The organism is Idiomarina sp. H2 (genome assembly GCF_004364275.1).
Classification (GTDB): Bacteria; Pseudomonadota; Gammaproteobacteria; order Enterobacterales; family Alteromonadaceae; genus Idiomarina; species Idiomarina loihiensis.
Genome location: NZ_SNZY01000010.1, coordinates 68,109 through 88,476 on the forward strand (window position 1 = coordinate 68,109; position 20,368 = coordinate 88,476).

20 protein-coding genes are annotated in these 20,368 nt (G+C 47.0%); 7 read left to right on the plus strand and 13 right to left on the minus strand.

Annotation, left to right across the window (positions count from 1 at the left end; all coding sequences use genetic code 11):
• Nucleotides 1-41: 41 nt before the first annotated feature.
• The 8 genes from DET62_RS12720 to DET62_RS12755 form a co-directional block, all read right to left on the minus strand.
• On the minus strand, nucleotides 42-692 hold the full coding sequence (locus DET62_RS12720; protein WP_243735013.1) for a GNAT family N-acetyltransferase: 651 nt from the start codon (nucleotides 690-692) through the stop codon (nucleotides 42-44).
• A complete protein-coding gene (locus tag DET62_RS12725) occupies nucleotides 686-1,288 on the minus strand; it encodes a 1-acyl-sn-glycerol-3-phosphate acyltransferase (RefSeq protein WP_011235372.1) in 603 nt (200 codons plus the stop codon). The genes DET62_RS12720 and DET62_RS12725 overlap by 7 nt, the downstream gene beginning before the upstream one ends.
• Before the next feature lie 4 nt (nucleotides 1,289-1,292).
• Nucleotides 1,293-2,177, minus strand: a complete 885-nt coding sequence (locus DET62_RS12730) for a DUF3014 domain-containing protein (protein WP_110014134.1) — start codon at nucleotides 2,175-2,177, stop codon at nucleotides 1,293-1,295.
• Nucleotides 2,178-2,188: 11 nt separating this feature from the next.
• Complete coding sequence (gene yaaA, locus DET62_RS12735) at nucleotides 2,189-2,965, minus strand: peroxide stress protein YaaA (protein WP_110014135.1); 777 nt, start codon at nucleotides 2,963-2,965, stop codon at nucleotides 2,189-2,191.
• 33 nt (nucleotides 2,966-2,998) lie between these two features.
• Nucleotides 2,999-3,946: a protein translocase subunit SecF gene (gene secF, locus DET62_RS12740; protein WP_110014136.1), complete on the minus strand. Its 948-nt coding sequence runs from the start codon at nucleotides 3,944-3,946 to the stop codon at nucleotides 2,999-3,001.
• Nucleotides 3,947-3,954: 8 nt separating this feature from the next.
• A complete protein-coding gene (secD, locus tag DET62_RS12745) occupies nucleotides 3,955-5,799 on the minus strand; it encodes a protein translocase subunit SecD (protein WP_110014137.1) in 1,845 nt (614 codons plus the stop codon).
• A 28-nt stretch (nucleotides 5,800-5,827) separates the two neighbouring features.
• Complete coding sequence (gene yajC / locus DET62_RS12750; RefSeq protein WP_011235377.1) at nucleotides 5,828-6,163, minus strand: preprotein translocase subunit YajC; 336 nt, start codon at nucleotides 6,161-6,163, stop codon at nucleotides 5,828-5,830.
• A gap of 138 nt (nucleotides 6,164-6,301) precedes the next feature.
• Nucleotides 6,302-7,813 carry a sigma 54-interacting transcriptional regulator gene (locus DET62_RS12755; protein ID WP_110014138.1) on the minus strand — a complete coding sequence of 504 codons (1,512 nt, stop codon included), beginning with the start codon at nucleotides 7,811-7,813 and terminating at the stop codon, nucleotides 6,302-6,304.
• A 143-nt stretch (nucleotides 7,814-7,956) separates the two neighbouring features.
• On the opposite strand from DET62_RS12755, the gene DET62_RS12760 reads away from it, so the two are divergent.
• Together DET62_RS12760 and DET62_RS12765 are read left to right on the plus strand one after the other, a co-directional pair.
• Complete coding sequence (locus DET62_RS12760; protein ID WP_011235379.1) at nucleotides 7,957-8,571, plus strand: trimeric intracellular cation channel family protein; 615 nt, start codon at nucleotides 7,957-7,959, stop codon at nucleotides 8,569-8,571.
• 43 nt (nucleotides 8,572-8,614) lie between these two features.
• Entirely contained in the window at nucleotides 8,615-9,907 is a 1,293-nt protein-coding gene (locus DET62_RS12765; RefSeq protein WP_034822225.1) for an SLC13 family permease, read from the plus strand.
• A 9-nt stretch (nucleotides 9,908-9,916) separates the two neighbouring features.
• Here DET62_RS12765 and DET62_RS12770 read toward each other — a convergent pair whose 3' ends face one another.
• Nucleotides 9,917-11,668: a TIGR03545 family protein gene (locus tag DET62_RS12770; protein WP_110014139.1), complete on the minus strand. Its 1,752-nt coding sequence runs from the start codon at nucleotides 11,666-11,668 to the stop codon at nucleotides 9,917-9,919.
• Between the two features lie 2 nt (nucleotides 11,669-11,670).
• On the minus strand, nucleotides 11,671-12,177 hold the full coding sequence (locus DET62_RS12775; RefSeq protein ID WP_110014140.1) for a DUF2062 domain-containing protein: 507 nt from the start codon (nucleotides 12,175-12,177) through the stop codon (nucleotides 11,671-11,673).
• Nucleotides 12,178-12,320: 143 nt separating this feature from the next.
• Between DET62_RS12775 and DET62_RS12780 the strand changes: the two genes are divergently transcribed.
• Together DET62_RS12780 and DET62_RS12785 are read left to right on the plus strand one after the other, a co-directional pair.
• Nucleotides 12,321-13,781: a RimK family protein gene (locus tag DET62_RS12780; protein WP_034822220.1), complete on the plus strand. Its 1,461-nt coding sequence runs from the start codon at nucleotides 12,321-12,323 to the stop codon at nucleotides 13,779-13,781.
• Complete coding sequence (locus DET62_RS12785; protein ID WP_110014141.1) at nucleotides 13,771-14,238, plus strand: N-acetyltransferase; 468 nt, start codon at nucleotides 13,771-13,773, stop codon at nucleotides 14,236-14,238. The genes DET62_RS12780 and DET62_RS12785 overlap by 11 nt, the downstream gene beginning before the upstream one ends.
• On the opposite strand, the gene glpQ is transcribed toward DET62_RS12785, so the two are convergent.
• On the minus strand, nucleotides 14,213-15,232 hold the full coding sequence (gene glpQ / locus DET62_RS12790) for a glycerophosphodiester phosphodiesterase (protein ID WP_011235390.1): 1,020 nt from the start codon (nucleotides 15,230-15,232) through the stop codon (nucleotides 14,213-14,215). The two genes, DET62_RS12785 and glpQ, sit on opposite strands and share 26 nt — an antisense overlap.
• Nucleotides 15,225-16,277, minus strand: a complete 1,053-nt coding sequence (locus DET62_RS12795) for a cysteine synthase A (protein ID WP_011235391.1) — start codon at nucleotides 16,275-16,277, stop codon at nucleotides 15,225-15,227. Before DET62_RS12795 ends, glpQ begins: the two co-directional genes overlap by 8 nt.
• 221 nt (nucleotides 16,278-16,498) lie before the next feature.
• Between DET62_RS12795 and DET62_RS12800 the strand changes: the two genes are divergently transcribed.
• The 3 genes from DET62_RS12800 to cfa all read left to right on the plus strand — a co-directional run bounded on the left by DET62_RS12800 (nucleotide 16,499) and on the right by cfa (nucleotide 19,220).
• Entirely contained in the window at nucleotides 16,499-16,837 is a 339-nt protein-coding gene (locus DET62_RS12800; protein WP_011235392.1) for a P-II family nitrogen regulator, read from the plus strand.
• 10 nt (nucleotides 16,838-16,847) lie between these two features.
• A complete protein-coding gene (locus DET62_RS12805) occupies nucleotides 16,848-18,029 on the plus strand; it encodes an ammonium transporter (protein ID WP_110014142.1) in 1,182 nt (393 codons plus the stop codon).
• 75 nt (nucleotides 18,030-18,104) lie between these two features.
• A complete protein-coding gene (gene cfa / locus DET62_RS12810; RefSeq protein WP_110014143.1) occupies nucleotides 18,105-19,220 on the plus strand; it encodes a cyclopropane fatty acyl phospholipid synthase in 1,116 nt (371 codons plus the stop codon).
• Here the strand turns inward: cfa and DET62_RS12815 are convergent.
• On the minus strand, nucleotides 19,217-20,263 hold the full coding sequence (locus DET62_RS12815) for an AI-2E family transporter (protein ID WP_011235395.1): 1,047 nt from the start codon (nucleotides 20,261-20,263) through the stop codon (nucleotides 19,217-19,219). The two genes, cfa and DET62_RS12815, sit on opposite strands and share 4 nt — an antisense overlap.
• Nucleotides 20,264-20,368: the final 105 nt, after the last annotated feature.

Sequence of the window (20,368 nt, forward strand, 5' to 3'; positions counted from 1 at the left end):
AACCGTTCGTTAATTGCGCGCGATCATAGCACAATGTGGGGCTATTTGCGTGAAATTGAGTAGGAGAAATACCTTTCCTGGGCATCTAAGTCACGACCCAGCGAGCGGGCACTACTGCTTTCCAGTAGCTGCAACGCTGTTTCGTTATTTTCTGATACCGGAAACAGCACTTGCCGCCAGGGCCAACTTGCTTCCAGCCAGTCTTTTAAAAGCACAAAAAAATCGTTATGCAAGTTATCGTCAATGGCCGATTCTAAAAGCCACCAACTGACCTCAGCATTATAAGCACTGCGTGAAATGCCGTTTTTTTCTTGTCTACTGGCAGCCACCGGTACCATATAAACGGCTCCAATAATGGACTTATCTGCCTTATCAATCACCAAATAAGTAAAAGCTGTTTGCGCTTTTGCCTGCTCCAAGTGGTAATTCACCATGGTTTCGTTTTGCTGAAGAGTGCTTTTTTCAGATGGCCAGGACCATCCCAGTCGCTTATAAAGCCACTTCTGCGACGTCATATAGCTGTGAAAGAAACGCTCGGCATCGGAGCTTTTAAGAGGACGAATAATTAAGCTATTACCTTCGGCATATTCGGGGACAACCCATTCTTTTTGCCAGAAGTCTGCTGCTACTGCCACATTAAATAGCGGCAGTATTAACAGGAGCAGAAAACTACGAAAAAGCGTTCTCAACACGCTTCTCCATGCTTACCGTGCGCATGCTCAAAATAAGATTTAACCCGGGCGAGCTCTTTTTCCAGTTCATCGCCAATCATCAGCGCGGGGCCTATATCGATAGCTTTACGTGCATAATCAAACGCAATAGGAACAACAGGGACACGAGCTTGCTGTGCCATATGTAAAAAGCCTTTTTTCCACTCTTTTACACGCTTTCTTGTGCCTTCAGGAGTTATCACTAGAATCAGTTCATTTTTCTCCCGAAACTCCCTCACCATATTTCCAACAACACCATTTGCGCTGCTTCTGTCTATGGGGAGACCGCCCAATTTGGTTAACAAACCTTTCAGCGGAAAACGGAACAGACTGCTCTTAGCTAAATAATTCAGCTTTAACCCCATAGCTAGCATGACGCAGGCTCCAACCGGGAAGTCCCAGTTAGATGTGTGCGGCGCAACCGGAAGAATCGCTTTTCTCACGTGGGGCATTTCGCCATTAATTTTCCAGCCGCCCAGTACACGTAAGCCCAAACGACCTACCCAGCGCAAAAACCGGTTATGGCTAACAGGGAATTCGCCCTTAACAAATTCCGGAATTACTTGTTTATCGGTCATAAAATTACTGTAGTACCCGTCTTATCTCGCGTAATTTTTCTTTCACTCGCTTAATGTTTTCAGGGCCCATGCGAATCAGTTGTTTCTGCGCTGCAGGCAATGACTCATAAGACTCGTTAGCAAAAGTATACATAACGCTGTCGTCTTTTACCTGAACCAATCCCTCCGGAACCGGAGTATCAAGCATAACATTAATGGCTTCTATCAAGGTGTCATCAAAGTCTGACTCCGGATAGCCAATTTCTGCGTAGGCTTCTTGCACTAAAGGCTTAAATAACTCATAGTTTTCTGCCAGTGCGTCAGGTTGCAAACTTACAAACCAGTCAACTAAAGTGTCGTATCGGCGATAGCTGCTTTCATCAATATAGAGTTCACCATCTACCTCCAGCACACTAAAACGACCGTCGGGACGCTGAACAATAGTCCGTTCACGAACAATGCTGCCGTTGCTGATATTGTCCATCAGCACCACTGCGTCACGAATAATCTGAGAGCTTTTTAATGGACGAATGTTAACGTCGGTTGAGTCAAGATTCTGAAGCACCGTTGGTGTGCTATTGTCCAACTCTGGCAAAGCAATAGGTTCGGGCTCAGGTTCAGCCGGCTCTTGTTCCGGTTCAGATTCTGGTTCGGTTGGAATCGGTTCTGGCTCAATTTCAGGCTCAGGTTCTTCAGACTCTTGTTCATACCCCTCAACCTGAACTTCTGTTGATTGCTGCTGATCAACCTCTACCGTTTCGGTTTGTTGCTTCTTGTCTTCAGAAGCCGGCAGCCACCACCATACTATGGCAGCGATAACCGCCAGCACAATAAGCGTAACAACAATCCAAGTCGTTTTGCGACTTGCTTCTTCTGTTGCCGTTGATGTTTCAACCTGGTCGTCACTCATTGTGCGCTCCTTTATTTTTGCTCAGCACGACAAAAAACCAATTGTTTATCGCTGGACATAGCCTCATTGAAACTATAGCCGTTTGCATCAAATTCTTTTAGATCAGACACGGATTTTGGCTTTTGGTTCAGGATAAATCGCGCCATTAGTCCTCGTGCCTTCTTGGCATAAAAGCTGATGACTTTATAATGACCATTTTTTTCATCTTTAAAAACGGGTGTAATAATATCCGCATTTAATGCTTTTGGCTTAACCGCCGAGAAATACTCATTAGAAGCTAAGTTCACTAAAGTTGAACTTCCCAGCTCAGCCAAATCATCATTTAGCATCTGGGTAATGGTATCGCCCCAGTATTCATAAAGGTTTTTGCCTTTAGGGTTATCAAGCTTACTACCCATTTCCAGTCGGTACGGCTGCATCAAATCTAAGGGACGTAAAACACCATAAAGACCAGACAAAATCCGCAAATGCTTTTGTGCCGTATCAATGGCCTCTGAATTCAGACTGGCAGCATCTAAGCCAGTATAGACATCACCATTAAATGCATACATAGCCGGGCGCGCATTGTCTTCATTAAAAGGCCGTTGCCACTGCTCAAATCGAGCAGCATTCAGACCCGCCAACTTATCGCTAATTTTCATTAACGACCCCAGTTGTTGCGGACTTAATTGCCGACAAACCTCAACCAGTTCTTCAGCGTTATCCAGCAACCGTGGCTGAGTAACATTAAGTTCCGGCAAGTCACTTTCGTAATCCAGGTTTTTAGCAGGTGAAACAACGGCCAACATGTCTATGCACTCCAATCAAATTATACCGTAAGGCTAGTTCAGCGGATCTTGGTCCGCACCTTCTTTTTCCACTTCCGGCGGCATTAAGTCTTCACGGCTAACACCAAATTTCAGTGCGACGGTACTGGCAATATAAATGGATGAATAGGTACCAATAACCACACCAAATAATAACGCCGTAGCAAAACCATGAATTAATGGCCCACCCAGGAAGAACAAGGTCAATAACACCAGTATCGTTGTCAACGAGGTCACTAATGTCCGACTTAATGTGTCGGTTAGTGCCCGATTAACGGCTTGAACTGGCGTTAACTTAGCAAACTTACGGAAGGTTTCCCGAATACGGTCACAAACCACCACCGTATCGTTAATTGAGTAACCAATAACCGCCAGCAGGGCCGCCAGAACCGTTAAGTCGAACTCTAGCTGTAATACAGAGAATAGTCCTAAGGTTAAAATGACGTCGTGCGCTAACGCAGCCACTGCGCCCACGGCTAAGCGCCACTCAAAACGCATTGCAATGTAAAGTAGAATACAGATTAAAGCGGTTAGCATAGCCAACCCGCCCTGCTCTATAAATTCGTCGCCCACATTTGGGCCAACAAATTCTATACGACGCATTTCAACGGTTTGGTCAAACTCGGTGCGCAGAGATTCAAGTATTGTGGTACCCAGCTGCTCCGCTTTTACTCCTTCCCGAGGCTCCAGACGAATCAGTATCTCTTCCTGCGAGCCGTAGTTTTGAACTACTGCGTCACTGAACCCTTCTTCATCTAATGCGCCACGAACACGACTTAAATCTGCCGCGCTATCAAAGCCAACTTCAAGTAAGGTTCCGCCAGTAAAGTCCAACCCAAAGTTGAGCTTATTGACTGACAACGAAACTATGGAAGCCACTACCAGTACTGCACTGATAATGCCCATAATTCCGCGGAAGCGCATGAAGGGAAGTCGTTCATCGGTTTTAATTATCTCTTGCATGGCTCCCCCTAAATAGACAGTTTAGACAGCTTTTTGCCGCCCCAAACTGAGTTAACAATGGCACGGGTTCCGACTATCGCAGTAAACATGGACGTTATAATCCCGATAGCAAGAGTGATAGCAAAGCCTTTAATAGGGCCGTTACCAATAGCGAACAAGATAAGCGCTGCAATCAGCGTTGTTACGTTCGCGTCGGCAATGGTCGACAAGGCGCTGTCATAACCGTGATGAATTGCCTGTTGAGGGCTTCGTTTCGCTTTTATTTCTTCACGTATGCGCTCAAAAATAAGTACGTTGGCATCTACTGCCATACCAACCGTCAGTACAATACCTGCCATACCCGGCAAAGTCAGTGTGGCTCCCGGAATCATCGACATAACACCGATAATAAGAACCAGGTTTGCTGCCAGAGCACAGTTGGCAACCAGACCAAACTTTTTGTAGTACAACAACATGAAGGCAAGAACTAAAACAAAGCCCCAAAAAATTGCCTGAGTACCAGAATCAATGTTCTGCTGACCTAAGCTTGGACCTACAGTACGCTCTTCGACAATTTGAATCGGCGCGATAAGTGCACCGGCGCGTAATAACAACGCTAAATTCTGAGCTTCGTTTGCGCCTACCCCGGTAATACGGAAATTGCTGCCTAAGCGAGACTGAATTGTTGCAACGTTAATAACTTCCGCGTTCTTAGTGAACTGTAAGTTACCTTCTTCGTCGCGCTCGTCTGTGGCTTTATATTCAATAAAGACGGTAGCCATAGGCTGACCAACATTGTCTTTAGTCGATAAAGACATCTTGTTACCGCCAGCGCCATCCAGAGTAATATTAACCTGCGGGCGGTTGTACTCATCATAACCAACCCCAGCATTAACAATATGGTCACCTGTCAGAATAACGTCTTCTTTCAGCAATTGATCCGGGCCGTCGCGCATTGGCATTAACTCGCTGCCAAAAGGTACACGACCGTTCTGTGCGTCACGCACGTCGTTCTCGGAATCAACCATACGGAACTCCAGCGTTGCTGTAGCTCCTAAAATCTCTTTCGCGCGAGCCGTGTCCTGTACGCCCGGTAGTTCCACCACAATGCGGTTTGAACCCTGCCGCTGAATAACCGGCTCGGCAACACCTAACTCGTTAACCCGGTTACGCATAATGGTGATATTTTGAGATACTGCGTAATCTTGAGTTTCGGCAAGCTTCTGCTCGCTCATTTGCAATTGCAGCAGTTGGTTTTCGTCATCTTCTAATAAGGTGTAACCCTGATAACGACCATCCAGATAGTTGGCAGCTTCTGCATAAGCTTCTTCATTACGAAGCTCAATTTCAACCGTCGTGTCATTAACACGAACAGCGCTGTAACGAATACGTTCTTCACGCAGTTCGGCACGAATCGTGTCCTTCATACCATCGACAATTTTACGAACGGCTTCGTCCATGTCGATTTCCATCAAGAAGTGTACACCGCCACGTAAATCCAGCCCCAGTTTCATTGGCTGAGCACCAACACTCTTCAACCACTCAGGAGTTGCAGGAGCAAGGTTCAAAGCGACTATGTAGTTATCACCTAAACTCTCCAGGATACTCTCCCGGGCTTTTAACTGCTCATCATCGGAATTCAGTCGAACTAAAAGCTGCTCTTCTTCTAAAGCTATACTTTTAGCTTGTATGCCAACGTTTTCCAGACTGCTCTTTACGCGATCCATGGTGCTGGTATCGATGGTCGCATTTCGGTTTGCGGAAATTTGAACTGCTGGATCTTCACCGTAAATGTTTGGCAGCGCATAGAGCGCTGCCACCAATACGACAAAAATAACCAGCAGATTTTTCCACAACGGGTATTTATTTAACACGTCGTGCCCCTGTTTCTAATGTCAGAGATTAGAGAGACTTCATTGTTCCTTTCGGAAGAACGGAAGTCACAGAACCTTTCTGAATGGTTACTTCAAGCTCGTCAGTCAAAGCAATAACGAGAAAGTCTTTATCTTCGCTTACTTTAGTGATTTTACCGACCAAACCACCTTGAGTCAGCACTTCATCACCCTTGCTCAAAGCACCCATCAGCTCTTTATGCTGCTTGACACGTTTTGCTTGTGGACGATAAATCATGAAGTAAAAAATTAACGCAAACATGACCAGCATGAAAATCAGTTCCATACCACCACTGCCTTGGCCGCCAGCGTCTTGCGCGTATGCTGAGCTAATAAAAAAGTCCATAAAATTCCCTCAGTTAATTTAAATTTATTATTAAATTTCGGATAACCATCTCACGATATGGGGACAGTTACTCCAGAATGCAATTCAATTTTTCTAAGGCGGCTATACTATCAGAAAGTTTAACGCCGCTCAGTATTATCAAATATCATATCCCAAACTTTTAAGCCGACGCCGTAAACCTATTTGAGACACTTGCAAATCCCACATCATTTTTTCAGTATCGGAACGGTTCTGTTCATAACTCTTTTTAATCTCTTCTTCGGATAAATCCTGCGCTGTACGAACCCCTTCAAAGCGCTGAATAAGCTGATATACCGATGCCCGTGAGATGCCCAGAGCTTTTGCTGTAGCCTGTAGCTCAAACCGGCAGCTACGCAAGGTTTCCAGTAACTCATCTCGACTAACACTGTTGGGCTTACGATGAACGCTGGTTTCATCTTCCCAATGCCCGGGGTTGCTCGGCTTAAGCATAGATAAAAGTTGCGGGTCAAGGTGCAGTTGCTCTTGCTCACGGCTATCAATAACGACCTGCCGCGCTACGTTGCGCAACTGTCGTACATTACCCGGCCAATGAAAAGTCAGCAGCTGGCTCATCAATTCACCAGAAATTTTGACATCATGAGAGCGATCAGCGTAAAGCTTACGCCACTGCTCACGTACAAAATAGTCGAATAACAAACCAATATCTTCGCGACGTTCGGTTAATGGCGGGATGAACAACTGATAAGCTGAAAGCTTTTCAATTAGCATGGACAGCGTTGAATTCTCTTCAAAGCCACGAGAGTCCTGATGACTGGTCAGCATAATACGGCAAGTAATTGGCAGCGTTTCCTCTGTACCAACAGGTACTACGGATTTACTTTGTAGAACGGTATAAAGCAAACGATGTAAGCCCGGCGAGGCATCCTCGATGTCTTCCAGCACAATAGTACCGCTACCGGCTTGCTCAAAATAGCCAGGTTGCCGGCTACCGCCTCGATAGCTACCAAATAATTCAGCTTCTGCGACTGCATCATGTATGGCAGCCAGATTAACACTAATAAAAGGTTGTTCCCGACGTTCGCTGGCCTGATGAATTGCGTAGGCCGCCTGTTGTTTACCCACTCCGACAGCACCTCTAATCATAACAGGCAAGTCCATCCCGGCCAGTTGAGCAACGCGATTCCGAATGGCACGAATATCCGAGCTAATACCAAACAGCACATCGTTGTCATCTACCGAGGAGTCTTGCAGCGGCAATAACTTTAAAAGTAAAACGATGCGGTGGTTTAAGCCAATAACGACACCGTTATCCAGGTCACTTTCTTTCAGAATATATTCGTCCTGAACACCACGCCCGGCAATAGTAACTGTTGTTTTGGTGCTATGCGCCTTTAGCTTAATACGGCCACCTGATTCGCGCTGAAAAATGATTGGAGAGCGGCTGATAAATTCATCAAGCAATGCTCTGCCAGCATTACCATTTTTGGCAAACTCAGGCTTTATCCTGCTTAGGTAGTCACTTCCTTCATTGTACAAATCCATTAACGCTGCGCGTTCACCAATCCGCGACCGATCAGGATGCGCTGCGATCACTAACATTGGAACTCGCTGATAGCTACTAACGAGATCGTCAACTACATGTTTTGTCGTGTACTCGGTTGCACTCATTTTGCTGTTCCTTAGCCCAACAGCAGCTTTTAAATTGGTGCCATCATAAAATTATGACGTCTAAATAGCCAATCAATTTGTGCTGGGAATCCATAAAGGTTAATGACAAACTAAGCCATACCATTGCTACTTTTTGATGACTCATGGAATTAATATTTTACTGGACAGACCATGCCGGTGTCGCGGTTTTTGCGGTAGCCGGTACGTTATTAGCGTTTCGCAAAAAGATGGATGGTTTTGGTGTACTCGTTTTAGCCTCAGCAACAGCAATTGGCGGCGGTACAACGCGCGACCTCATTCTTGGGTTACCGGTTTTCTGGACACATGACCCTGTCTATCTGTACACCATAATTGTCGCCGCTCTGCTCACTATTATATGGCTGCGGTTCAGAGCCTATATTCCTATGAACACACTAATGGTTGCAGATGCTATTGGTCTGTCGTTTTTTGCGACTATGGGCGCGGAGAAAACGCTATCAGCGGGGTTTCCGCCCTTTATCGCTATCATCATGGGCACTATATCGGCCTGTTTTGGCGGCATGCTGCGTGATGTTCTGGCGCGCGATATTCCAATGGTCTTAAAAAGCGAACTGTACGCCACCACCTGTATTATCGGCGCTACCGTTTATGTCCTGATTGTGCCCTATCAACCTTTAATAGCATTAGCTGCGGGCATGACCTCAACTTTGCTCATTAGACTTGGAGCAATCAAGTTTAACTGGTCACTGCCCGTGTTCCGGGATCATCAGGATCATTAGCTATGTTGAGCATGTTTTGTTTCTTTAATCCGCGGGGTAACTCATGTTAAGTATGATTGGTCTGGTTGGCGGCCTTGTGTTGCTTATCGTACTCACTTTAAAAGGAGTAAACCTGTTTATCAGTGCCCCTCTGTGCGCTGTTATAGTCGCGTTGTGTAGTGGAGTGCCGCTACTGACCGGCGAGGTCAATTTCGTTAGTGCTTATATGGATGGTTTTGCCAGCTTTGTTGCCGCCTGGTTCTTTATGTTTCTACTCGGTTCTCTATTTGGTAAGTTCATGGAGGATACCGGAGCAGCCGACAGTGTCGCGAGTTGGATCATCAATAAACTCGGTCGCAAGCAGGCAGTTCTGGCGGTGGTACTGGCCTGTGCCATTTTAACCTATGGCGGTGTCAGCGTTTTTGTTGTCGCTTTTTCGGTTTACCCAATGGCGCTCAGTTTATTTAAAGATGCCAACCTGCCTCGACGTTTTATTCCGGCAGCACTGGCTTTTGGCTCCGTCACTTTTACCATGACCTCAGCCGGCTCACCGGAAATCCAGAACTGGATACCCGTAAAATACCTCGGCACTTCGCCTTATGCTGCCTGGGAAGTCAGTTTGGTAGTCGCAGTATTAATGGCAACCTTTGGCTACTGGTGGTTAAGAAAGATTATTAACCGCGCCATAGCTAATGGTGAGAAGTTTGAAGCACGTGAAGGCGACCCGATATTGCTGGAGCGGAAACTGCCCTCACCCATTAGTGGCTTAATTCCACTGTTAGTTGTTCTGGGGCTATCTTTTACCTTTCACGACACCTTGCAGCAAAACGCCCTGATAGTAGCTTTGCTGGGCGGTGTAATTGCTATTGCCGTTATTAACTTTAAGCATTTTCACAAACCCCAGACCGCCATTCATGAAGCTACCACAGGGGCTTTAGTGGCTATTGGTAATACTGCGGCAGTGGTTGGCTTTGGCAGCATCGCCAAAATAACTCCGGCCTTTGATGCCGCCGTTACTGCCATGACTAGCTTGCCAGGCAATGAGTTGGTGGGCGCAGCGGTTGCAGTAAGTGTTATTGCTGGGTTAACCGGTTCAGCATCCGGTGGGCAGGCTATCGCCTTACCTGAAGTAGGCCCGCACTACATGGCGGCGGGCGTTAACCCCGAGCAATTGCACCGTATTGTTTCGATCTCCTCAGGAGCGCTCGACTCGCTGCCCCACAATGGCTACGTAGTTACCACTATTCGCGCTATTTGTAACGAGAAACACAGCGCCGCTTATTGGGCGGTTGCCGCAGTAACTGTTGTGGTGCCATTAATGGGTTTAGCCGTGGCTATTGGATTGTTTATGCTATAAAAATGGAACTCAAGAGCCGCCCAAAAGGCGGCCCTTGAGCTTATCCTTAAGACTGTCTCCAACTTTGGCTTTTAACAGCTCTTCCAGTTGTTTGCTCTGTTCACCAGATTCATTGTCCCATTGAGTCAGATTTTCCAGCAAGCCTTGCTGACCACCTAATTGCTCTGAAACTTTGGCAGTAAGGTCAGCTTTTATTTCGGCCAGTTTTTCGTCGGCCTCGCCCATCGCGGATTGAGCCAACGCATCGCCTAATTGGTCATCTAAATCGGATTCAAAACTCAGCGATGGCCGTTGAATATCACCGCCAATGTTGGTGGTAATATCTAACCGCTGTAGTTGCTTTAAAGCACCTGCAACCGCAGAAGTCAGTTTGCTGCTGCCCTCGGCTTCTAAGTCAAGATTCAGCATGCGTACCATGGCTTTCCCGTCCAGTTTATTCTCACGAACTAGCACGGTTCCATCACTGTCCATCATGGACGATAAAATATTGGCACTGAGTTCGCTGCTATTACTAAGCTTTAGGTTATTCAGTTTTGCGCCTTTTAACTGCCATTGCTGCTTCGCATCAATGCCCAGGTCAGTCAGCGATAATTCGCCATTCAGGTTAAACGCATTCCACAAGTCGCTGTTATCGGCCCGAGCCTGATACGTCGTCGGCTGACCCAGTAAATTATGCTGGTGGGTAATATTTTGCCAGTCGACATCAATAACCGTACCGCCAACCATAAATTCGGTGCGCGCCTTTTTAATTAAAAACTCCGGTGGTGCGTTGTCATCGGCAAAGGAAATTCTCTGCCCCTCGCCGCGCACCGGCTCTACCGTTGCAGAGTTGTCCGAACGCGCCAGCATAGGCCCCAGCTGTTCATAGGCAAGAAGTACGTACTTACTCCACTCCCGCGCTTTTTCGCCTAATAACAAACCAGTCACGTTCTCTAAACCACTTCCGTCCAGACTGAAAAACGACTTAATTCGGTCAATATCGTTACCCGGCGCGTTCTTAAGGTCGGCTATTTGCTGTTGCACCACCTCTTTCGCCTGCTTCACTTCATCACGAAAGTTGCTGACCGCCTTTTTATCTGCCCGAATCGAGTCTTTTAACTCATCTAAAGCCTCTTTTCTCGCCGCAATATCAGCCAGGCCTTCTACTTTGCCTTCGGTAATTTGCTTAATTTTCTCTTCGTATTCTTTTATTTTGTCTTTACTCGGCAAAGCTTCTCTAGCTGCTTTAACCTCTTGTTCTTGCTGCTCGTAGGCAGCTTTGGCTTCATCAATCACCGTTTCTGTACGCAAATCAACCTGGCTGACAATATCGTCCACAGAAGGTAAAGACATGGTCAGTTTATCCCAGGACTGACTGGCCCAATTCTGCACGTCTTCCTGATCCGGCATGACATAAACGTCACCCTCGCTTTCCCGTGGCTGATTAACACGAACGCCGGTCATAGTCAGCTGTTCAATTAAGGTTCGGCCAAGCACAATTTCTGTAGGGCTGATGTCCGCTGAAGCTTCACCAACCTGTACCCGGTTATTTTTCGGTGCATTAGGGTCGGTGACCTGGATACCGGCCAAAGTCAGAGATAAAGGTACCCAGCTATGCTCCACTCGCTCAATATTAACTTCAGCGCCGTTCAGTCTTCCCAGCGTGTGCTCTAATGTAACTTTTATAATAGCGTCCAGAAACAACCAGGAAATAGCGACCAACAACAATACGAACCCGGCGAAAACGGCCAGTCCCGGCCAGCGAATGATACTGCGCTTCATACTCACCCCCTCAAGTCCGTATAGATCTGCCAGAAACGGCTACCGCGAATAACCTGCACCACGCGCATTTTCATTATTTGAGCCTGAATTCTTTTACGGTAATTGGCAATAATCCAGTAACTCAACGCAGCTACAACCGGCGCGGCAATCAAAGCGATAACAAAGCTACCCATAGTTATGGTGTGATTAAACATGGACAGACGTCCTAAGGCAGTTGCATACAGTGCTTCATAAATGCCCTGCCAGCCTGACGCTTCTAATAAGCTCAAACCGACACTGTGGAACCAAGGGTCCAGCAGGTAAGCAATACCCGAGAAAATACCAAAAGACACAATGAATAGACTGAGGTTTACGCGGAATATTAATGCCGCCAATAAAATTATTAAGTTATGAATTCGCCATAGCGGGGTTATCCCCATAAACATTCCTAGTACTACAGCTAACGCCAGTGCCCAGGCGCTGGTTTCAGAATTCAAAGCTTTTAACAGCTTTGCCAGAATTGTCAGCATTCACCTGACTCCTTTGAAAAAGATAAAACAGCAAATCTGCTTGTTATCCGTCGTCTTTCTAATATAGTGTGAGTTGCATTTATTACGCAAATAATAAGCAAATAACTTACATTATTTTTAACGACTTCTGAGTACTTTACGACATGCAGCAACACGTTCACCTTATCATAGATAACGCCGCCGACTGGCAGCCTTATTACCCTAGTCAAAGCCTACTCACCGCAAGTGAATACTTACAATCGGCACACTTGCAGAGTCGTTATCATGTTCTAAATTTGTGTAACGACTTATCTTACCTGTCAACCGGCTACTACGTTAGTCTGCTGGCAGAGGCTCGCGGACAAAGAGTTATGCCGTCGGTTGCGACTATTAATGACCTGACCAACTTTTCCCATTATCAGTTACTGATTAATACCGCCGACCGATCACTCACTAAATATTTGCAGAATCGTGACGAAAAGTCGCTGTCGCTACTGATTTGTTTTGGCTTATGCGAACAGCCTGAACTGGCTTCTTTTGCACGCCAAATATTTGAGCGCTACCCATGCCCTATTTTAAAAGTTGAACTGGAATTTAACGGTCGCTGGCATATTAACAAGCTGACATCAGGTGCGTTGAATCAGTTAACTGATGAGCAACAAAGCTTTTTTGGTAACTCACTGGATCATTTCAGTAAACGAGTGTGGCGCAAAGCGCGCACCCGCAAAGAGTACCGTTTTGATTTGGCCATTTTGTATAACCCGGACGAAGCCATTCCGACCAGTGACAAAAAAGCACTGTCATTGTTTATAAAAGCCGCCAAAGAGGCCGATATTGAAGCTGAGCTGATTACCGCAAACGATTTCAATCGTCTGTTGGAGTTCGATGCGCTTTTCATTCGCGAAACCACCCGTATTAATCATTATACCTACCACTTTGCGAAAAAAGCCGAAGCCAACGGTATGGTCGTCATTGACCACCCGGACTCCATTGTTAAATGTGCCAATAAAGTGTTCTTAAAAGAGTTACTGGATAAACATAAGGTAGCGACACCAAAAACAGAACTCTTGTTGAGCCAATCAGATATCGACTACGAAGCAATAGGCGAACGTTTGGGTTACCCGGTTGTGCTGAAAATTCCTGACGGTTCATTTTCTATTGGCGTGGAAAAAGCAGAAGACTTAGCCCAGTTTAAACAAGTGGCAACGGAGCTTTTCGAGCAGTCCACTATACTGCTGGCACAAGAGTATATGAGAACCGACTACGACTGGCGTATTGGTGTACTGAATAACCGACCCATATACGCTTGCCAGTACTTTATGGCGCGTAACCACTGGCAAATTTATAACCACAGCGAGTCGTCCTCACGAGGTAAAAGCGGTTCTTTTGCCACTTTAGGCGTGCATCAGGCTCCTAAAGATGTGGTGCGGCTGGCATTACAGGCAACCCGCTTAATAGGTGACGGCCTGTACGGTGTAGATATTAAACAAACACCGCAAGGCCCTGTTGTTATTGAAATTAATGACAACCCGTCAATTGAATCTGGTGTGGAAGACAAACACTTAGGTTATGAGCTGTACCGGCTGATTATGGCTGATTTTGGACGACGCCTGGATGAATACTGAGTTTCGCATTGAGCGGGCAGACAAGAACGACCTTGAACAATTAGTTTCTTTAGAACGTGCAACTTTTAATTACAGTTGCATTAGTCGTCGCAGTTTTAAACGAGTAATTGAATCCAGCCATAACTATTGCTGGGTAGCACGTTCAGGTAACGATTTAGCCGGGTATGCTATTGCCTTTACCCGGCGTAACAGCAAAGTATGGCGCCTGTACTCAATAGCCGTAGCTCAGAGCTTTCGCGGTTTAGGGGTAGGTAATCTGCTTATGAATGAAGTGCTGAATTCGGCGAAAACCGCCGGCGCTAATGCCATGTCGCTGGAAGTGAAAAGCGACAACAAGGCCGCTATTCACTGGTATCAAAGCTGTGGTTTCGAAACCATCGATATTCTGCCGGAATACTACGATGACGGCAGCGACGGTTTCAAAATGCGCTTTACTTTTTATCCGGAAAGTCAGTAAACACGCCCTCTACGCCAGCTTGTTTTAACCACTGGCGTAATTGCGCATGAGACTCCACGCCTTCGGGTAAGTCATCGGCCCGCAAGGTATAAACATGAACATCCAGACCTTTCTCTTCCGCTGACTTTAAAACACTGTCCCATTCAGGCTCACCGTTTTCATTCACTCCGGTCAATACGTGGTTTACCCACAAGCCGACACCTTCAGCGTAGCTTTTTACTGACTCCAGCCCGGCGCCCGTGCGCATGGCGCTGTAATCAATATCGGTCTCTCCCCACTCATTGTCACCCACCAGCTGAATTAACGGAAAGTCCCAGTTAAATTCACGCTTTAAGCGACGTAACACTTCCGGGTCAAAAGACTGCAGATAAACCGGTGTTGGCCGTTTGTCGTGGTATCCGTTGTGAGCCAGGACAGACATCACGGCCGCCGTCGCGTCGTACCCTTGCTGCTGATACCAGCGCGGAGATTTGATCTCGATATAAATGCCTGTCGACATATCCCGAACGCGATTCAGCTCCTGAATCAGTTTGATTTCCTCATCCAGCGTTTGTATAGGAAAGTGAACATCGGGGTGAGAAAATCGCTTAGGGTAAACCAGCTCATAATCTTTATGCCGGGCGACCATAGTTAACTGTTTAAGCTCTTCCAGCGAAAAATCGACCACATAGTATTTACCATCGGGACGATGCTTTTCCGGAAACACTTCGGAGACATTGGTGACATGGTCCAGAATTTCATCATGCAGAACGACCGGAACGCTGTCACGGCTCAGTTGCACGTCTTGCTCTATGAAGTCCGCTCCCAGCCCATGAGCCATAACGGTGCTGGCCTGAGTGTGCTCGGGTAAATAACCGGAAGCACCGCGGTGCGCAATGTCCAGAAACTGCGGAACTTGAAGGTCATGGAACGGCGCATCCGGCGTCTCGTCCTGCGCCTGAACTGCGGTTGCTGATACCAATAAAAACAAACACCCAAAAATACGTTTAGTCATTGTTCCAGTTAACCTCTAGTACCTTATCGCCAAGCTCGCGATAACGCGTCATTAATACGTCAATGGGTTCCGGGTCAGGGTTTAACCCGCGTCCGCGCAAATATTCCGGGTTGTACAGCTTACTCACCGAACGTTCACCCAAGTCACAGGAAAAGGTCACAATGCGGTGTCCCGGACCTTTTCGTAAAGCTGCGGCCAACGCACCAGCCACGTTTAGCGCCGAGCTACTCCCCAGAACAATACCATCTTCGTCTCGGATATAACGTGACAAAGTCACTAAATCTTGATCGGGCAAATTAACCGCGTGATCAATACGTGCCTGGCGGAAATTATCCACTAGCCGCATAATACCAATGCCCTCCGTCATAGAGCCGCCATTCGACACATATTCGCCGCTGCGTAAAAACTCATAGATACCGGAACCATCCGGGTCAACCACCCAAACATCCAGTTCCGGGTTCTGCTCTTTTAAGAAGCGAGAGTTACCACCAATGGTGCCACCGGTTCCAGCCACAGACACCAGAGCGTCAATTCTCCCTTCGGTTTGTTCCCATATTTCCGGGCCAGTATGAAGGTAATGCGCACGAGCATTACTGGTGTTTTCAAATTGGTTAGCCCACCAGCAATCATCGCGTTCTTCCGCTAAACGGCGCGCCGTATGGTAGAAGTGGTTTTCGTTCTTAAAAGGAACCGGATCAACCGCCATCAGTTCACCGCCATGCAAGCGGATCATGCGCTCTTTCTCCGGTGTCTGGTCATTGGGCATGACCGCTAACATACGCAAGCCGTAAGACTTTGCCACAACAGCCAGGCCAATACCGGTATTACCGGCGGTACCTTCAACCACCGTCATACCCGGCTTTAACTCGCCGCGTTCCATAGCGTCATCAATCAGTTGCTTAGCCGCGCGATCCTTAATGGAGCCGCCCGGATTCTGGAACTCGCATTTAATAAAGATATCGCATCCGGTTAAATCAGACAGCGACGGTATACGAAGTAAATCCGTCTGCCCGATAAGATCGCTCTGCCGCGCGCCAACTCTCATGCCACTGCACCCTTAATCATTCGCTACTGTAGGTAAATAGTATCTCCCCTGTACCCTTTTGGTTCAATAGCACTTTTGGTGCAATGCACAGAAGGGGCGCACGTTTTTTGTGCAGAAAAATTACGTAAATATTATTTATTCATAAATATCAGCTAGTTAAATTCTGGCACGCTTCGTGAAGTTAAAGGGTTGCTTAACAATATTTTAATAAGGAAAGCACCATGAAAATGCTCGTTGCGTTAATCAAACCCTTCAAGCTGGAGGATGTGAAGCAAGCGCTGTTTGAAATTGGCTGTAAAGGCCTGACAGTAACCGAAGTCCGGGGAGTAGGACGTCAAAAGGGGCATACCGAACTGTACCGGGGCGCCGAATATCAAGTCGACTTCCTGCCCAAAATGAAAATTGAACTGGCGGTTCCCGACGAAACCGTCGAACGAGCTCTGGAAGTAGTCATTGCCGCGGCTCATACCGGCAATATCGGCGACGGAAAAATATTCGTTATGCCGCTGGAGCAATGCGTTCGCATACGCACTGGCGAAACCGACCAAGACGCCCTTTAAGGAGCCCATCATGGAAGCACAAAACATACAACAACTCACTTTCGCGGTAGACACCTTTTACTTACTCATATCCGGGGCGCTGGTTATGTGGATGGCGGCTGGTTTTTCCATGCTGGAGGCGGGTCTGGTCAGAAGCAAAAACACCACCGAAATTCTGACCAAAAACATCGTGCTCTACGCCATCGCCTGTATTGTTTACCTGGTTATCGGCTACAAAGTCATGTACCCCGATCCTTCAACCTCAGCTTACGCGGCTGACGCTAATTTCTTTTTTCAGATGGTGTTCGTTGCTACTGCTATGTCGATAGTCTCAGGTGCCGTTGCCGAGCGTATGAAGCTAATGAGCTTTCTGCTGTTCTGTGTCGTGCTTAGTGCGGTCATTTATCCGGTACAGGGCTTATGGACCTGGGGCGGTGGAATGCTGACAGAATGGGGCTTTGTCGATTTTGCCGGCTCCAGCATTGTGCATTTAACCGGTGCATCAGCGGCACTTGCTGCGGTTCTTTTACTTGGCCCGCGCTCCGGTAAATACCTGAGTGATGGCAGTATCAACGCTTTACCCGGCTCTAATATGCCACTGGCCGCGCTGGGTACCTTCATTCTCTGGTTTGGCTGGTTTGGTTTTAACGGCGGTTCACAGTTAGCGCTAAGCACCGTTGACGATGCCAATGCCATAGCCCGCGCCATGGTAAACACTAATACCTCGGCCGCAGCTGGCACTATCGCCACGCTGCTATTTACTAAGCTGTTGTGGAAAAAAGCCGATTTAACCATGATTTTAAACGGTGCCTTAGCCGGTCTGGTTGCCATTACCGCACAACCTGTTACCCCAGAACCCTGGCTTGCCGGCGTTATCGGCTTTATTGCGGGGCTTATTGTCGTGCTCTCCATTATTGGGCTGGATAAGCTCCACATTGACGATCCGGTCGGTGCTATTTCGGTACACGGTGTGGTCGGTATTTTCGGTACCCTTGTGGTGCCGCTCAGCGATGACGGTGCCAGCTTTGTTATTCAGTTAGCCGGTGTCGGTACCATTTTCTGCTGGGTGTTTTTCAGTAGTCTTATTGTCTGGGCTATACTGAAGCTAATATTGGGCATTCGTGTAACTAAAGAGCAGGAATATATCGGCTTAGATCAAGTCGATTGCGGCGTTGAAGCTTACCCTGAGTTTACGTCGAAAAAAGACGGGTAAAAGGCTTTTTATTGCCAGTTTCGCCCATTCTTGATAACGTTTTTAACCATCATTTTCCGGAATGGGCGAACAAATATGTCGACATCACGAGAGTATGTTGAAGAGCTTTTAGCAAAAGCAGATATCCGCATTAACGGTGACAGAGCCTGGGATATGCAGGTTCACGATGAAACCGTATTTGATCAGGCACTGTCGCGCGGTAATCTTGGCTTGGGTGAATCTTATATGGCTCGTTTGTGGGACGCCGAATCGCTTGACCAGTTTTTCTTCCAGCTACTGCGCTCCGGCATTCAGGATGAAGTTAACCCCGCCCGCCTTATTTTCCATTCCTTAAAAAGCCGAGTCTTCAACTTACAAAGTAAATCCAAAGCCTGGGAGGTTGGTCAGCATCATTACGACATGGGCAATGACCTTTATCAGTCTATGCTCGATGAGCGTATGGTTTACACCTGTGGTTACTGGGAAAAAGCCAAAGACGTTGACGAAGCACAACGGCATAAACTTGAACTGTGCTGTAAAAAGCTGGGATTGAAGCCAGGCATGCGCGTTCTTGATATTGGTTGTGGCTGGGGCAGCTTCATGCAGTATGCCGCTGAAAACTACGGTGTCGAATGTGTTGGTGTCACTATATCCAAAGAGCAGGTAGCCCTTGGCAAAGAGCGCTGCAAAGGTCTTCCGGTAGAATTCCGGCTACAGGACTACCGCGAGCTGGACGAACAGTTTGACCGCGTTATCAGCTTAGGAATGTTTGAGCATGTCGGTCAGAAGAACTACGACGACTATATAGATGTCGCTCTGCGCTGCACCAAAGAAGACGGCCTGTTCCTGCTGCACACTATTGGTAAAAACGTCAGTGATACCGCAGCCGACCCGTGGATCAGCAAGTACATTTTCCCGAATGGCGAAATTCCGTCTATTTCACAAATAGGAACGGCACTGGAAGAAAAGTTTGTCTGCGAAGACCTGCACAACTTTGGTGCCGATTACGATAAAACCTTAATGGCCTGGTTTGAAAACTTCGATAAAGCCTGGCCATCTATTAAGTCACAGTTTGATGACGAATTTTATCGTATGTGGAAATACTATTTGCTGTCCTGTGCTGGTGCATTCCGTGCGCGCGACATCCAGTTGTGGCAATGGGTGTTATCCCCCAACGGCAGTGTTGGGGGATACTCGCGCCCACAACTTTAAGAAACGCTATTAAACTCGTTCATAAAGATATCCCAGAACACCAAAAACAGGGCCGCAACCAGCGGCCCTAAAACAAACCCGGTAATACCAAACAGCGATAAACCGCCTAAGGTAGAAAACAGCACCAGATAATCCGGTAATTTCGTATCACGCCCTACCAAAACCGGGCGCAGTACGTTGTCGGCCAAACCAATAACTATTGCCCCGTAAGCCACCAGAATGGTGCCGGCTATCCAGTTACCTGTCGCATACAAATAAATAGATACAGGTAGCCATACCAGACTCGCGCCAACCGCCGGGATTAACGACAAAAAGGCCATGACGACACCCCACAGCAGGGCTCCGGGAATACCCAGTAACGCGAAAATTATGCCACCCAATGTGCCCTGAACTATTGCCACAACAATGTTTCCTTTCACTGTTGCCCGAGTTACCTCTGCAAATTTAGTAAACAGCTTACGTTCTCGTTCATCGCCCAAAGGCAGCGCTTTTACTAAAAGGTCAATCAGCAAGTGACCGTCCCGCAAAAGGAAAAAGGTCAAATAAATCATTAGCGAAAGGCTAATGATAAAAGAGAATGTATTTTGACCGATGCTTAACGCTTCTTCTGCCAAAAATTTACTACCACTAACGGCTCCTGATGATATTTTCTCCCGTACATCGCTGGCTTTAATATCAAACTGAGCAAGCAAGTCACTAATAACCGGAAACGCCTTTTGAATATCATCAAAGAGCTTACCGGGGTTAATTTTGCCTTCGTCCAGCCGCTGATAAAAACTAACCCCCTCCTGCACAAAGGAATATGAAATACCCAGCGCCGGAATCACCACAATAACCAATGCAATCAGCAAGGTTACAAGAGCTGCCCGGTTGGGCTTGTCTCCAAACGTCTTTTTCAGTTTTTGTTGTAGCGGGTAAAAAATAACAGTCACCACACAAGCCCAAAAAATAGCTCCCCAAAACGGTATAAGTACCCAGGCGAAGGCGATACTGACTAAAATCAATGTCAGTAAAAATGACCGCCGTTCTAAAGATTCCCGCATAGCTGGTTCCTTGATGTTAATGATTCTCGGCTTAAATACTTGACAGAAGTTAAGATTGATAACAACCTCAAGATAGCTAACTGCCTAATTTATCACAACTGATAA

What these genes read in the sequence shown, in the direction of transcription:
- DET62_RS12760 (WP_011235379.1), top strand. Translation starts at nt 7,957, where the DNA reads ATGGAATTAATATTTTACTGGACAGACCATGCCGGTGTCGCGGTTTTT.
- DET62_RS12765 (WP_034822225.1), top strand. Translation starts at nt 8,615, where the DNA reads ATGTTAAGTATGATTGGTCTGGTTGGCGGCCTTGTGTTGCTTATCGTA.
- DET62_RS12775 (WP_110014140.1), bottom strand. Translation starts at nt 12,177, where the DNA reads ATGCTGACAATTCTGGCAAAGCTGTTAAAAGCTTTGAATTCTGAAACC.
- DET62_RS12795 (WP_011235391.1), bottom strand. Translation starts at nt 16,277, where the DNA reads ATGAGAGTTGGCGCGCGGCAGAGCGATCTTATCGGGCAGACGGATTTA.
- cfa (WP_110014143.1), top strand. Translation starts at nt 18,105, where the DNA reads ATGTCGACATCACGAGAGTATGTTGAAGAGCTTTTAGCAAAAGCAGAT.
- DET62_RS12805 (WP_110014142.1), top strand. Translation starts at nt 16,848, where the DNA reads ATGGAAGCACAAAACATACAACAACTCACTTTCGCGGTAGACACCTTT.
- DET62_RS12785 (WP_110014141.1), top strand. Translation starts at nt 13,771, where the DNA reads ATGAATACTGAGTTTCGCATTGAGCGGGCAGACAAGAACGACCTTGAA.
- DET62_RS12725 (WP_011235372.1), bottom strand. Translation starts at nt 1,288, where the DNA reads ATGACCGATAAACAAGTAATTCCGGAATTTGTTAAGGGCGAATTCCCT.
- secF (WP_110014136.1), bottom strand. Translation starts at nt 3,946, where the DNA reads ATGCAAGAGATAATTAAAACCGATGAACGACTTCCCTTCATGCGCTTC.
- yaaA (WP_110014135.1), bottom strand. Translation starts at nt 2,965, where the DNA reads ATGTTGGCCGTTGTTTCACCTGCTAAAAACCTGGATTACGAAAGTGAC.
- yajC (WP_011235377.1), bottom strand. Translation starts at nt 6,163, where the DNA reads ATGGACTTTTTTATTAGCTCAGCATACGCGCAAGACGCTGGCGGCCAA.
- glpQ (WP_011235390.1), bottom strand. Translation starts at nt 15,232, where the DNA reads ATGACTAAACGTATTTTTGGGTGTTTGTTTTTATTGGTATCAGCAACC.
- DET62_RS12800 (WP_011235392.1), top strand. Translation starts at nt 16,499, where the DNA reads ATGAAAATGCTCGTTGCGTTAATCAAACCCTTCAAGCTGGAGGATGTG.
- DET62_RS12815 (WP_011235395.1), bottom strand. Translation starts at nt 20,263, where the DNA reads ATGCGGGAATCTTTAGAACGGCGGTCATTTTTACTGACATTGATTTTA.
- DET62_RS12780 (WP_034822220.1), top strand. Translation starts at nt 12,321, where the DNA reads ATGCAGCAACACGTTCACCTTATCATAGATAACGCCGCCGACTGGCAG.
- DET62_RS12770 (WP_110014139.1), bottom strand. Translation starts at nt 11,668, where the DNA reads ATGAAGCGCAGTATCATTCGCTGGCCGGGACTGGCCGTTTTCGCCGGG.
- DET62_RS12730 (WP_110014134.1), bottom strand. Translation starts at nt 2,177, where the DNA reads ATGAGTGACGACCAGGTTGAAACATCAACGGCAACAGAAGAAGCAAGT.
- DET62_RS12755 (WP_110014138.1), bottom strand. Translation starts at nt 7,813, where the DNA reads ATGAGTGCAACCGAGTACACGACAAAACATGTAGTTGACGATCTCGTT.